Below are 12,902 nucleotides of genomic sequence, written 5' to 3'. Positions count from 1 at the left end.
AGCCCGATTTATCGGGCGTTTCGATGTATCGCGGGACTGGCGCCGCTGGCGCTCGCGGCCTGTATCTATTGCACCTTTACTCTGCAAACCGGACATCCATGGACGACCTTCTTCACCTCGCCACCCAACTCGCCGCGCAACCCTCCACGCCCCTATTCGCCTCCGTTCGGGGGCGTGTTGCGTATGTAGTCAGCCATGGCCAAAGCTACGCCAGCAACGGCTACGCCGTGCGCACCCAGGGCATCGCCCAGGCGCTCAATCAGCAAGGCCTGGAAACCCTGTGCTTCGTGCGCCCCGGGCGCCCATGGGAGTTAGGCGTGGAGTCGCGCGCTATCGCGCCCGAAGTCAAGGTAGAAGGCGTGCGCTACCTGCATAGCCGCTGGCCCGGGGATCAAGCACCGGCCAATGAACAAGAGCACCTGAAGTCCAGCGTGGCTCGCCTGGTCGAGCTATTCCGGGTATACCGCCCGGCGGCCGTGCTGGTGGCATCCAATCACATTGTAGGGCTGCCGGCCTGGGTCGCCGCCAAGCGCCTGGGCCTGCCGTTCTACAACGAGGTGCGCGGCTTCTGGGAGCTCACGCGAGAGGCGCGAGAACCCGGCTACGCCAACACTCTGGCGTACAAGGCCGAATACGAGCGCGACGTCTTTGTGGCTCGCCAGGCACTCAAGATCTTTACACTTAATCAGTCGATGAAGGATGAGCTGGCACGCCGCGATGTGGACCCATCCAGGGTTGAGATCGTCCCCAACGGTGTCACGGAATTACCTAAGAGCAAGGTTGCCGACCCGGCCCTGAAGCAGAAGCTGGGCATTCAAGAAGGCGACAAGGTAGTGGGCTATATAGGCAGCTTCAGCGCCTATGAAGGGCTGGATACCTTGGTGGCAGCCTGCCAGCAGCGGGTAGAGCAGGGTGAAAAGCTCAAGCTGTTGCTGGTGGGCGACGACCAGCCGGTAACGCAGACCGCTGGAGCAAGCAAGGCGCTTGCCGATAAACCCTGGCTGATTCAGGTCGGGCGTGTGCCCCATGACCAGGTAGCCGACTACTACGCACTGCTGGATGCTGTGGTCATTCCGCGCAGGAAACTGCCGGTATGTGAACGCGTGCCGCCGCTAAAAGCCGCCGAAGCCTTGGCCTACGGCAAGCGCCTGGTGGTATCAAACATTGCCCCGCTTAAAGAATACGCCGACAAGCATGATGGCGTGGTGACGTTTGAAGCAGAGAATGCCACAAGCCTGGCTACAGCTCTTCAGGGGTCACTGAAGGTGCCTGCACCGAAGCCGAATTCCGAACTGTTGTTCGCCATGCATACCGAGCCGATGGTAAGGGCGCTGAAGGGGGAGGGGAGTGCGGCGGTTCAGAACACAGCGGTAATGCCGGCGGCAGAAGTGGAGCCCGCCGCGGCACTTGTCGAGATCGCCCCGAAGCGTTTAACGCTTAACGGCAATAGCAAGAAAACCGTTGCGTACATCATCAAGGTGCCGGTGCCTGGAGCAACGCTGGAGCTCTCGGCGGCGGTGGTCTACCGGCTTAAGAGTGCGGCCACGACCCGCAAGGCGGTGCTGCTGTTCGACTTCCTGGACAAGGACGGCAACAAGAAAGCGAGCATTCCCGGTATCGGGGTAGCCGCGGCCTTCAAGCAGCACTTCCGCTATCTGAATGCCAACAGCAAGAGCGTCGATGACACCGCCAAGGAAGTCTTCAAGCTGACGCTGCCGGAGGACGTGGCCAGTGTGTCGCTTTCCGTGGGCACCCTGGGCATCAAAGACGACGAGCAGGTCGAACTCTGCATCCAGGGGCGTTGCTACAGCGAAGCCGCCGAGAAGGAGCGCAAGCGTCAGCTGTTGCAGCGTCAACCGCTGCCCGACGCCATCGTGCATGACCCCGGCCAGAAGCGGCTCACCTCGGATCTGACCGTGGCCTGTGTGCTCGACGAGTTTACCGCCGAGTGCCTCTCCCATGAGGTCACGCTAATCAAGGTGACCCAGGAAGCCTGGCAGGCGCAGCTGGAGCAGAATCCGCCGGATTTCCTGCTGGTGGAGAGCTGCTGGAAGGGCAACGACGGCAACTGGGGCACGATCACCAAGGGCAGCGGCGGGGGAAAGAAGCTCAGCGGTCTGCTGCGCTACTGCAAGCAGCAGGGGATCCCCACCGTGTTCTGGAACAAGGAGGACCCGCCCCACTACGACAAGTTCGGGCCGATCGCCAAGCTCTTCGACCTGGCGATTACCACCGACGTCAACATGGTGCCCCGCTACAAGGAAGACTTCGGCATCGAGGCCCATCCGCTCTCCTTCGGCGCCCAGCCCAAGGTGCACAACCCCGAACCGGTCATCCCCAGGCTGCAGAAGGCCGTGTTCGCCGGCTCCTACTACGGCGACAAGCCCAAGCGCTGTGACGACTTCAACGACGTGATGGGGCAGCTGGAGATGGCCGGGGTGGCGTACGACATCTTCGACCGCAACTACCAGCAGGGCATCGAGAAGTTCGCCTTCCCCGATCACTATCAGGGCAATATCGTCGGCAACTTGCCGCCAGACGAGGTCTGGAAGGCCCACAAGGGCTACAAGTACCAGGTCAACATGAACTCGGTGCAGGACTCCGCCACCATGTTCGCCCGTCGCGTCTACGAGTCGCTGGCCTCTGGGACGCCGGTGATCAGCAATGACTCCGTGGGGGTACGCCAGCTGTTCGGCGATGTGGTGATCATGCCCGGTGAACAGAGCATCGCCGAGCAGTTGAGGGCACTGGAAGCCTCGTCCCAAGCTTATCAGGCGCTGGCCCGCCGCGGTGTGCGTGCCGTGATGCGAGAACACACCTACGGCCACCGCATCCAAGCGCTATGCCAATTGCTAGGCATGGAGGTCGAGGTCGCCCTGCCCAAGGCCACCCTGGCGGTAACGGCCAGCAGCGAAGCCGATATCCAGCGAGCCAAGCAGCTGTTCGACGCCCAGACCGCCCAGAACAAGCAGCTCTTCATCGAGCTGGAAAACTTCGACACCGCCTATCAGTTCCTTAACCAATCCAACGACACCGTGACCTACGCCATGCGTCTCGCCCATGAGTTCTATACCGACGAGCGCGACTACTACGGCCATGATCGCGTCCTCAAGCACGACGTAAGCCAGCCACTACCCGCCGAGGCGCTGGAGGACTTCCTCTACTGGAGTGCCTGGGAGCCGAACGCGGCTCAGACGCCTGCCACCCACCGGATGGAGGTGAGCGCATGAGCCAATCGACCCCCAAGAAGGTGCTGGTGGTCTCCTGGCACTTCCCACCCTACAAGAGCTCCTCGGCCTTCAATCTCTTCAAGCGCTTGAAGGACACCGGCTATGAGTACGATGTGCTGCAGATCAACCGTGCCGACAAGCCCGACAACGAAGGGATGTTCCGCTATGCGGCCAGCCGCTTCAACCGCTATGAAATTGAGGTGCCCACGGAAGACGCCCGTGACCCCGAGGCCCGCGCCCATTACGTGGGGAAGGTGCTGGACTTCTATCGACGCCTGAAGGATCACAACCACTACCGCGTGATGATCTCCCACTCCCACGAAATCGCCTCGCATTTGGGCGCCATGGCGATCAAGAAGGCCAACCCCGAGATGCGCTGGGTGGCATCCTTCGGTGACCCCATTGCGGCCAACCCGTTCAACGAATCTTACCGCTTCCCCATGCTGGAGGAAGATAGCCGAATCGAAACCGAGGTGCTGAAGCAGGCTGACCGCATCATCGTCACCAATCCCCATCAGCAGGCCATCGTCAGTGAAAGCCAGGCTCTGCCGGTGGACAGCAGCAAGTTCTTCGTACTGCCGCACTGCTTCGATGAGCGCATGTACCCCCGCCAGGCCACGCCGGCCCAGGCCGTTGGCCAGTCAGAAAGGGAGGGGCCTGTCTTCCGCTTTATGCACGTGGGCATGCTCTACAAGTTTAAGCGCACCTCTGAGCCTTTCATGCGCGGTGCCCAGCGCCTGCTGGAGAAGCACCCGGAGCTTAAGGGGCGTTTTACCCTGGAGTTTTACGGCGCCAACGACCGCTACATACAGGCCGCTGCCGATTATGGCCTGGAGGGCATTGCCAGCTTCAAGGGCACCGTCAGCTACCTGGAGAGCCTGGCGGTCATGACCCAGGCGGACTGCCTGCTACTGCGCGATGCCGATTTCAGCGATCAGGGCCTGCGTGACACTCCCTTCTACCCCGGTAAGCTGGCCGATTACCTCGGCGCCAAGAAGCCGGTGCTGGCGGTGACCATGGCCCATGGCTGCGTGCCGGATATGCTCGCCCAGCTGGGCGGCGCCTCGCTTACCGAGGAGGACATCGACGGAATTGCCGATGCCATGTGGGCGGCCATTCAGGGCCGCCTGACGATCAATAGCGAAGAAGTCGAGCGCTACTCCCACTACCAAACCGCCGAGCGAGCGCGTCAGGCGCTGAGCTTCCCTCAGGACAAGAAAAAGATCCTGATCGCCGGCCACGACCTCAAGTTTGCCAAGTTCATCATGGAGGCCATCGAGCAGCGCGACGACCTGGAGTTGCTGGTGGACCAGTGGCAGGGCCACAGCAAGCACGATGAGGAGCAGAGCCACTGCCTGCTCAACCAGGCTGACACCATCTTCTGTGAGTGGGGACTGGGGAATGCGGTGTGGTACTCACGGCATAAAAAGGCTGGGCAAAAACTCGTCACGCGAGTTCATGCCCAGGAGTTAAGAACACGCCATCTCGATCAGTGTCTGCATGACAATATTGACCACTATATCTTCGTATCTCCGTACTACTTTGAGCTGATGATCGCCGAGTTCTCTCTGCAAAGAGAGAAGTGCAAGATGATCTTCAATATGGTGGATACGGAGCTGCTGGATAAGCCTAAACTTCCGGGCTCAGAATTCCACCTGGGCATGATTGGTGATGTGCCGCAGTCAAAGCGCCTTGATAGGGCGCTAGATATCTTCGAAAAGCTGTATGCCAAAGACAAACGCTACAAGCTTTTTGTGAAGGGTAAGCGCCCAGAAGACTACCCTTGGATGCATTCCAAGGTCAAAGCGGATGAAATGGCCTACTACCAACAGCAGTACCAGCGCATCAAGGACAATGGCTGGCAAGATAATGTCATCTTTGAAGGTTTCGGCCCTATCGATGCATGGCTAACGAAGATCGGGTGGGTACTTTCTGTTAGTGATCATGAGAGCTTTCACCTGGCGGTGGCTGAGGGAATGGCTTCAGGGAGTTCGCCTATTGTCCTTAACTGGGCGGGTGCGAGAGCCATTTATCCTAGCCAGTGCGTGTTTCGGTCGGTTGAAGATGCCTTTCAGTCAGTGCTAGATGAAAACATTACAGTAACTAATGAAACTAAGCGCTTCGCAGCCAAGAGATTTACTAAATCCAGAAATATTAATAACGTTGTTGGTTTTCTGGTTTAAATGCTTAAGGAATTTATAAGTGGCGATTGATTTTTTTAAATCAGAAAAGATACTTCGGCTGACGCCCGTAAATAGCGAAACAAAAGATATTGCAAACAATATATTGGTTGGCGATGTCAGGGTTTTTCCCAAGCTTAGCAACGTAAAAGTTGAGAGCCTGTCAGAGCTTTGGGAGATGAAATTTGATTCCTCTCCCTCCACCTATGCGCTTTATGTTTATGCGCTTTACCCTGTTGCATACCTTCTCAACGCCTATGAGTCCACGGAAGATCCTCGCTACTTAGATGAAGCATTGAGTCTTGCTCTCAGCTTTATTGAGTGGGAGGTGAAGAGCGATAAAAAAATAAACAAGAAAAGGCTGAAAATACTGTTTGGCGACCACGCGGTCTCAAATAGAACTCAGGCACTTTGCTATCTGGTGTGTGGTTTAAGGAATTCGAGAAAAGAAATTCCTTCAGAAGTTTTATCAGTGTTGCTTAAAAATGGCGAATATTTGGCCGATATTAGTAACTATAGCCATTACAACCACGGCCTTATGATGGACTTAGCCTTGCTGGGGCTGCTTAACACATTGGAAGGTATAGAGCTTGAATACCCCGCTCATCTTAAAGAGAGCTTGGTAACCCGTCTGAAGTACTCCATTACAAGAGACCTCACTGAAGATGGCGTACATGTAGAAAACAGCCCAGGCTACCATTTTTGGATGCTAGGGTTTCTTGGCAAGATAGTACAACCTTTATCCTCATTGGATAAACCTCTTCACCTAAAAGCGTCGAATTCACTAACAAAAGCCTCTGAATATGCTAACCACATCACACGACCCGATGGCTCAGTTCCGGCCATCGGCGATACCCATGCGGGGGTGATGTTTAAACCATCTAAAGGCCTGTCGTCGAAAATCTTCCCAGACTCTAACCAAGTCATTTTCAGAAGCTCTGATGATAGTGTATGGGCCCACTTTGGGTGTGGGTATAAAACGCATGTTCACAAGCATGCCGATAATGGCGCATTCAACCTTTACTATAAAGGTCAAGATATCTTCATTGATCCTGGTTTTTTGAACTATGAAAGCTCAGAAGATTCCATGGAGATTAAAAGATCGTCATCCCACAATACAGTCAGCCCTAAAGGGCAGAGCCAAATTATTCAGAAAATTGGGCTGGCGGGATCAGGGAAATCCTACACATCTAACTTGAGTGAGTCTAGGATTTCTGGTTACAAGAAAACTGAAGCGCTAGAGGTGTCGTTAGCCTATATTGCTGACTACGAAGGCGTTGACATCGAACGTCTCATTGTTTGGCTAAAACCAAATGTTTTCTTGATATATGATGCTGCTAACTCCGCAAGCAAGCCCTTGCAGCAAGTGTTTCATCTCGATCCAAGCCTAAATGCGGAGATTGGAAGCGGCTCAGTGAGTCTGACTGATCAGGCCGGATTTCAAGTATGCGAAATCACCCAGCATCGATTCACCGAGCAAGAAAGCAGTATTCCAGGTGTTTCGTTGGAGCCTTGCTTTTACGCAGAAAAATTCGACACTAAAGTGGATAGCAAGAGAGCTGTGTTTGAAACATCGTCTTCATGCTTTTTTACTGTTATAAAGTTGGGAGGTAAGGAAGAGCCTGCCTTCGAGATTGACGGCATTGATGGCCTGTCAATCAGGTACATTTTTTCTGGTGATTTTAAAAAAATCGACTTGGCTCAGCTGAAAGCCGAAATTTCTTTTTAGTAAAGTTGGTTGAACTTAAGGTGAATTTAGTATGTTAAATACCCCGCCAGTGATCATTTTTGGGAATCCGAGAAGTGGTACGCGCATGTGCGCCAATGTGCTGGACTTGCATCCTGAAATCTGCATTACAGACGAGTTTCAAAATGTTGGCATGCTAAACAATCTTGCTAACCAGCAAATATCGTCTTTTATGAAAAAAAGAGTTGACCCGGACTCAATACCGCTCAGAAAAGAGTTTTTGGTAAAAAACTATTGGCTGATGCGCTCAAGCTTGAAGCAAATTGATAAGTCACAAAGCTCACGGGTGGTTGGCAATAAAACGCCAAGGGCTGAGCATCATTATGAGCTATATGAAGAGATCTTTTCAGTCAATAAGCCAATTTATGTTTACTGCGCTCGTAATGCGCATGATGTTTTAAGAAGCATTAAAAACTTAAAAAACATCCAGTGGAGTCAGCTTCCTTTTGATGAACTTTTTGAAAACTATAAAAACAGTTACCGTGCTTTGGCTATAATTCAGGAGAAGTCTCCAGAAAGGGTCTTTGTGGTCAATGTTGACCATTATGAAAGCTCTGAACTTTTCAGTTTCTATAAAAATATATTCAATTCGCTAGAGGTTGGTTGTGACAAAGCGTTAATTGAAAAAATTAATGCTTTGGGTCCCCAAAATACAATGCAAAAAGTACGCAGCATGACGAAGGATGACTCGCCTATTGCTGAGCTTTCTGATGAAGAGTTGGCAATGATAGATGGTTGCCCTGAATACAAAAAAATTAAATCTGATATGTTGTTTTAAGTGAGGCAGGGTGATGATTGTTATTATAGGTGGGTTTCCTCGTTCAGGAACACGCTCTTACGCAGACGCTTTAAATTTAATGCCTGGTGTAGATATACGAGGTGAAGTCCATCGAGCAGCTCTCCCGCCACTGTCAAACTGGCTGCAGCTTAACGATAGCGCTCACAAAGAGCTTGGTTTAAAAAATGAATATGTCAAGCACAGGTGGTTGACTGGACTGAATGCTATTGTTGGCACAGGGCGTGGTGGGAATTCTCCTTTTAGCATGTCCAATATGATCAATGATGTTGTTGGCTTTAAATGCCCTACAATAGAAATTCGTTTAAAGAATTTGGAGAGAGTATTTAAACCGCAATTTAACCCTTTTGATGGAAAGAGAATCCCTTTCTTCTTCTGCTCCCGGCGTCTTGATCAAGTCTACTTGTCTAGGTCTAATATGACCTCAAAGAAAAGGGGTGAAGCTCTTTCTATTGATGCATTTATAAAAGAAAGTATAGAGCAGTTGAAGTCGCTTGAGGTAATGGAGGGCTCCCAAGTTTTTGAACCTCACATATTAAATTTAGATGAGTTTTCATCATCTAAAAGCAAGTTGGTGTGGTTCCAAAACAATGTTGTTAACAATGTTGGGTTGAGAGCAGGCAGCTCTGAATTCGTTAATGAGGACATGTTTGTTAATAATAATTCGACTTTCAATGTGTTTGGAGGGCGAAGAGAGGAAGTTCTAGACGAAAAGCTAAAAGAGAATATTTTAAAAAGCGACTTGATTAATTATTGCGAGAATTTTTTTGAGAAATATTCTCATGATCTATTGCCGTTCTTAAGTGACGAGGGATGAGCAGAAACCAGGGGGGCATTACAAACTATGAATGCATCATCTTTTCCCGGGAAGGCTAGTTTTGTATTAAAGCTTCGGCGAGACAACTTGCCGCCCAGCCGTGTTAGTGGTTCCATTTTTGTTGACGGAGTGATTAATGGAAAAGAATATAACTGCCATTTTTTTGATAATTTAAAAGTGGCTCCTAGTCGAAATGGAAAAGATTACGGGGAGTACTTGATAGCAAAAAAATTAATGGATGGGGGTTATGAGATAAAAACTGATCCTATTGGTTATTATACGCTATACTACTCTGTTTTTAATTCTTGGAATGAGAGCTTCTTGCTTCTTTCAAATGACTTTTTATCTTTAAGAGAAGCTTTGCCTAGGATTAGTGGAAGTGGCAAGTTGGATTATGATGCTTGGTATCCAATCTTGGCGTCACAACACAATGTGTTTTCAAATAACTTTAGTGACCATACTTCAGATAGTCGAATAAAGTTGCTGCAGCCTTTTCATTCTATAATTTACAAGAATGGCACTGTGTCATTGTCTCGACAAAATGATTTATGCCACTTTGATGATTATAGCTCGTACCTTTTCTTTTTGGAGAAAGGGGTGCAACAGGTTTGTGAAAATTTGTATAGTACAGTGAGCAATAATGGCAGCGATACTGAGCTTTATCTTTCCGGAGGTAAAGACTCTCGTGTCTGCTTGGCTTTAGCCTTAAAGAGCCTGGGTAAAGAAAGCTTTTCTTGTCAAACTTCCATACCTAAGTTTGGAGAAAATAGGCCAGGGGTTGAAAAGGATGTGCTTTCTGATGACTATAAAATCTCCTGTTATATAGCAGAGAAAGAAAATTTAAAACTTAATAAAAATTTGCCATTGGTTAAATATTACTTAAATAATAATTTTTATCATCAATTGATGGAGTCTTGGAAATCAAATGCATACTTTCAAGGCTACTCTGCGAATGCTAGTATTTCTGTGAATTTGTCACAGGTGAATCAAATCTGGGGTGGAAGTGGGGAAATGCTACGTGCTACTAAGTATTTTTCCAGTTTATCAAAAAAAGCTACGTTTGGAAACTCTAAAGTTAGTGTCGAAGATGATGCTTGCTTGATGTTTGATACTATTGTTAATCCAAGTCGCGCTCCTTCCCAGCATGGAAGATCGAAAGAGTTTTTTGTAAGTAAATTTCTACAGTTGGACGGTGCAACAATACAGCAAAAGCTTGATAGTTTGTTTATGCTGAATAGGAATGTCTTTCACTCAGGTAAGCACCGGCAAAAGCTTTCTCAAAAAACAAATATATTTCTCCCGTTTGCGGATATTAACTTTCTAAAAGCATCTAGATGCTTGCCTTATAAAAATCATGAGTTAAGGATTTTGCATGGCGATATAATAAAGTTAAGCCGCCAAAATTTAAGCGATTATCCGTACACAGGCGATTCCGAAGTTGATGGCTTGTTTCCAGAAAGAGAAATCAGTAAATTAATTGCAGGAGATACAAAGAGAAAGGAAAAGGCAGAAAAATTAAACTTGCGTGACAATCATGAACAGCCTTTTTATGACTATGCAATAGAGTATGTGGATAACGCTCTGGAAAAAGTCTCAGATGAGTTAGATGTCTCAGATAAGTTGATAAGCTATATAAAGAATAAAATGAGAAGAAAAGATCGTGTTTCTTTAACTGTTCTTTCTAAAGTTTCATCGGTTGTTCCACCTTTTGGAAGGAGTGAATTCCCGGTGGTTCGTCATTACGAGCTTTAGTTTAATTTAAAACCCTAATGTAGGGTCGCGGATGATCAAATGAGCTATAGGTGTAGGGTCCCGTATGATCAAATGAGCTATAGGAGTTATCCTTTGCTGGCAGACTCCGCCGGCCGGAAGTCGCCAAGGTTCAGACAACCGCACGCGATCAGAAGATTGAGGCGCTACAGGCCGATGCGCGCCAGTGGTTCGAGAAGCTGGTTAACCAGGATGCCGGACACCGCTATCGCGGCAGAAAGCTCTCCGATCCCGGCGTGACAGCCAGGTTCTACAAGGCCGTCACTGACGCTCACCTCGGCCATATTCTCAAGGTCGACCTGACCGCCGAGACGTTCAACTACGTGCTCGATCAACGGGCCCTTGATCGCGCCAGGATGATGGACGGCAAGCTGCTGCTGGTCACCAACATGGCCGATCATGAGCCTGAGCAGATCTGAAGTGACCCCCTCCACAGCTGCACAGGCTATAGTGCAGCAATCAGGAGGATGAGATGAGCAACGAACCCACCGTCAAACGCTGGACTGCTAAGCGCAAAGCCGCCGTGGTCATGGATATCTTCAAGGGCAAGACTACGGCCGCCGAGTTGGCCCGCCAACACGATCTCACCGTCTCCGAGGTGGAGGGCTGGATCGATGAGGCCCAGCGCAGCATGGAAAACGGGTTCAAGGCCCGTCCCAAGGATATCCGTGATCAGTACGAGTCCGAGCTCCGAGAAACCAAGGAGGCACTGGGCGAGGCCCATCTGCAAATCTACGCACTAAAAAAGTGGCGCCGCCTACTCGACGAGGACGAGAACTCGTAAGGTCGCTGCAGGCGGAAATGGCCGAGGAAGGTCATGTGGTATCGCTCGTTAAGCTCTGCCGATGGCTTGGGTTCCCCCGGCGAAGCCTGTATTACCGGCCCAAGCCGCGGCAGCGTGTCATCAACGACGATCTGGCGGTACGGGTGAAGCTGGCCCTGGAGCGTTTCCCCACCTATGGCTATCGCCGGCTGGCGTGCGTTTTGGGTGAGAACCGCAAGCCAATACAACGCATCCTGCAGTTGAAGGGCTGGCAGGTGCGCAAGCGGCCCCAAGGCTTCCGCCCGCGTGCCAGGAGCCTACCGTCCGTCGCATCACGACCCGATGAGCGCTGGGCGACAGATCTCACGCACGTGTGGTGCGGCAAGGATCGGCGGGCCAGCCTGGCGGTGATCATCGATTGTTGTACGCGTGAGATCCTCGGCTGGCGATTATCAGACAATGGCAGCAGCAAGACCGCGGAGGCGGCGTTGGAGGAAGCGCTGATCTATCGGCTGGGAGCACTGGGACGCGTTCAGCAACCGCTGGCACTACGTTCCGACAACGGCCTGGTCTTCAGCAGCCGGCACTATACGGGCACGGTGAAGGCGTATGGGCTGACGCAGGAGTTCACGACGCCGTATACCCCTGAGCAGAACGGGCTCGTCGAGCGCTTCTTCCGTTCCTTGAAGGAAGAGTGCATCTGGCTCCATCGCTTCGAGTCGCTGGGCCAAGCCAGGGTCGTGATCGATCGCTGGATCCGGTACTACAACGAAGAGCGGCCACATCAGTCCTTGGGCTATGTGGCACCCCGAGCACACCCGGCATTAGCTGCGTAGGGTGTGCAGAAACCAGGGGGTCATTACAACGCTACGGAAGCCCGCCTGCGGGAGATCTATGCCGACGACTGTCGCATGATCGAAGAGGTGGAGGGTAAGTCGCCATCTTTTTCGCTGAGAGAGTCTCCGCTGCTTGCTGGGCTTAATTTCAGCTTGGCGGTTGTGGCAGATGATACCCACCCCGAACGTACCCTGGGCCTGGATTTCTCCCTGCCGGAAGAGCAGGACAAGGACTGAGCCTCATGGCAGCCTGCTCAGTGTTTCTCAGAGCCTTTGAGATGACCTGCCGGCTCGATGTGCTTTTTCACGGTGGCCCCTGCGCATAGGCGCTCGGGCCATCGTCGTTTTATGCCGTCACACACGCCCACCCTCCACCAAGACCCTTTGTCATGTACAAGATATTCAAAACCGTCGACGAGGTGGCTCAGTACACCGCGCAGCGGCTGCTGGACAAGATCCAGACCAAGCCCGAGGCCGTGCTGGGCCTGGCCACGGGCGGCACCATGGAGCCGGTGTATGCCGAGTTGGTGCAGGGGCTGCGGCAGACCCCGACAGACCTCTCACGGCTGACCACCTTCAACCTGGACGAGTATATCGGCCTGGCACCGTCGCATCCGCAGAGTTACCGCTACTTGTGTAAACCCACCAGGTTGTTCACGGAAAGCCCCAGCCGGCTCACCGGAGGCTGATAATTCAGGCTGGCATGCGGTCGATGCCAGTTGTACTGATGGAGCCAGGCGAGTAGATGCTGGCCTCGCTCCTT

At 51.7% G+C, this 12,902-nt stretch carries 11 protein-coding genes and 1 pseudogene; 11 read left to right on the top strand and 1 reads right to left on the bottom strand.

What is annotated here, in order from left to right; translation table 11 throughout:
* Nucleotides 1–98: 98 nt before the first annotated feature.
* From IOC61_RS00300 to IOC61_RS00250, 11 genes and pseudogenes are all read left to right on the top strand, one after another.
* Nucleotides 99–3,230, top strand: a complete 3,132-nt coding sequence (locus IOC61_RS00300; protein ID WP_195686913.1) for a glycosyltransferase — start codon at nucleotides 99–101, stop codon at nucleotides 3,228–3,230.
* Entirely contained in the window at nucleotides 3,227–5,413 is a 2,187-nt protein-coding gene (locus IOC61_RS00295; RefSeq protein ID WP_195686912.1) for a glycosyltransferase, read from the top strand. Before IOC61_RS00300 ends, IOC61_RS00295 begins: the two co-directional genes overlap by 4 nt.
* Before the next feature lie 19 nt (nucleotides 5,414–5,432).
* The gene (locus IOC61_RS00290; RefSeq protein ID WP_195686911.1) at nucleotides 5,433–7,139 is read left to right on the top strand and encodes a heparinase II/III domain-containing protein; all 1,707 of its coding nucleotides are present in this window, start codon (nucleotides 5,433–5,435) and stop codon (nucleotides 7,137–7,139) included.
* Nucleotides 7,140–7,170: 31 nt separating this feature from the next.
* The gene (locus IOC61_RS00285; RefSeq protein WP_195686910.1) at nucleotides 7,171–7,935 is read left to right on the top strand and encodes a sulfotransferase; all 765 of its coding nucleotides are present in this window, start codon (nucleotides 7,171–7,173) and stop codon (nucleotides 7,933–7,935) included.
* 10 nt (nucleotides 7,936–7,945) lie between these two features.
* The gene (locus tag IOC61_RS00280; RefSeq protein WP_195686909.1) at nucleotides 7,946–8,770 is read left to right on the top strand and encodes a hypothetical protein; all 825 of its coding nucleotides are present in this window, start codon (nucleotides 7,946–7,948) and stop codon (nucleotides 8,768–8,770) included.
* A 27-nt stretch (nucleotides 8,771–8,797) separates the two neighbouring features.
* Nucleotides 8,798–10,522: a hypothetical protein gene (locus IOC61_RS00275; protein ID WP_195686908.1), complete on the top strand. Its 1,725-nt coding sequence runs from the start codon at nucleotides 8,798–8,800 to the stop codon at nucleotides 10,520–10,522.
* A 110-nt stretch (nucleotides 10,523–10,632) separates the two neighbouring features.
* A pseudogene (locus tag IOC61_RS17920) lies at nucleotides 10,633–10,956 on the top strand (IS1634 family transposase); the annotation flags it as partial.
* 56 nt (nucleotides 10,957–11,012) lie between these two features.
* On the top strand, nucleotides 11,013–11,324 hold the full coding sequence (locus tag IOC61_RS00265; protein ID WP_195686906.1) for a DUF1153 domain-containing protein: 312 nt from the start codon (nucleotides 11,013–11,015) through the stop codon (nucleotides 11,322–11,324).
* 17 nt (nucleotides 11,325–11,341) lie between these two features.
* Nucleotides 11,342–12,139 carry an IS3 family transposase gene (locus IOC61_RS00260; protein WP_229332828.1) on the top strand — a complete coding sequence of 266 codons (798 nt, stop codon included), beginning with the start codon at nucleotides 11,342–11,344 and terminating at the stop codon, nucleotides 12,137–12,139.
* Nucleotides 12,140–12,214: 75 nt separating this feature from the next.
* Entirely contained in the window at nucleotides 12,215–12,376 is a 162-nt protein-coding gene (locus tag IOC61_RS00255) for a hypothetical protein (protein ID WP_195686904.1), read from the top strand.
* Between the two features lie 152 nt (nucleotides 12,377–12,528).
* Complete coding sequence (locus tag IOC61_RS00250) at nucleotides 12,529–12,828, top strand: hypothetical protein (protein WP_195686903.1); 300 nt, start codon at nucleotides 12,529–12,531, stop codon at nucleotides 12,826–12,828.
* Here IOC61_RS00250 and IOC61_RS00245 read toward each other — a convergent pair.
* Nucleotides 12,768–12,902, bottom strand: a 135-nt coding sequence (locus IOC61_RS00245) for an integrase core domain-containing protein (RefSeq protein WP_195686902.1), incomplete at its 5' end; no start/stop codon positions are given. The two genes, IOC61_RS00250 and IOC61_RS00245, sit on opposite strands and share 61 nt — an antisense overlap.

It is taken from the genome of Halomonas sp. KAO (assembly GCF_015595025.1).
Taxonomy (GTDB): Bacteria; Pseudomonadota; Gammaproteobacteria; order Pseudomonadales; family Halomonadaceae; genus Halomonas.
Note: the sequence above shows the minus strand (reverse complement) of the source record. Positions and strands in the feature narration are given on the sequence as shown.

Coding starts and splice junctions, on each gene's coding strand:
- IOC61_RS00300 (WP_195686913.1), top strand. CDS start 99: ATGGACGACCTTCTTCACCTCGCCACCCAACTCGCCGCGCAACCCTCC.
- IOC61_RS00295 (WP_195686912.1), top strand. CDS start 3,227: ATGAGCCAATCGACCCCCAAGAAGGTGCTGGTGGTCTCCTGGCACTTC.
- IOC61_RS00285 (WP_195686910.1), top strand. CDS start 7,171: ATGTTAAATACCCCGCCAGTGATCATTTTTGGGAATCCGAGAAGTGGT.
- IOC61_RS00275 (WP_195686908.1), top strand. CDS start 8,798: ATGAATGCATCATCTTTTCCCGGGAAGGCTAGTTTTGTATTAAAGCTT.
- IOC61_RS00265 (WP_195686906.1), top strand. CDS start 11,013: ATGAGCAACGAACCCACCGTCAAACGCTGGACTGCTAAGCGCAAAGCC.
- IOC61_RS00260 (WP_229332828.1), top strand. CDS start 11,342: ATGGCCGAGGAAGGTCATGTGGTATCGCTCGTTAAGCTCTGCCGATGG.
- IOC61_RS00255 (WP_195686904.1), top strand. CDS start 12,215: ATGATCGAAGAGGTGGAGGGTAAGTCGCCATCTTTTTCGCTGAGAGAG.
- IOC61_RS00250 (WP_195686903.1), top strand. CDS start 12,529: ATGTACAAGATATTCAAAACCGTCGACGAGGTGGCTCAGTACACCGCG.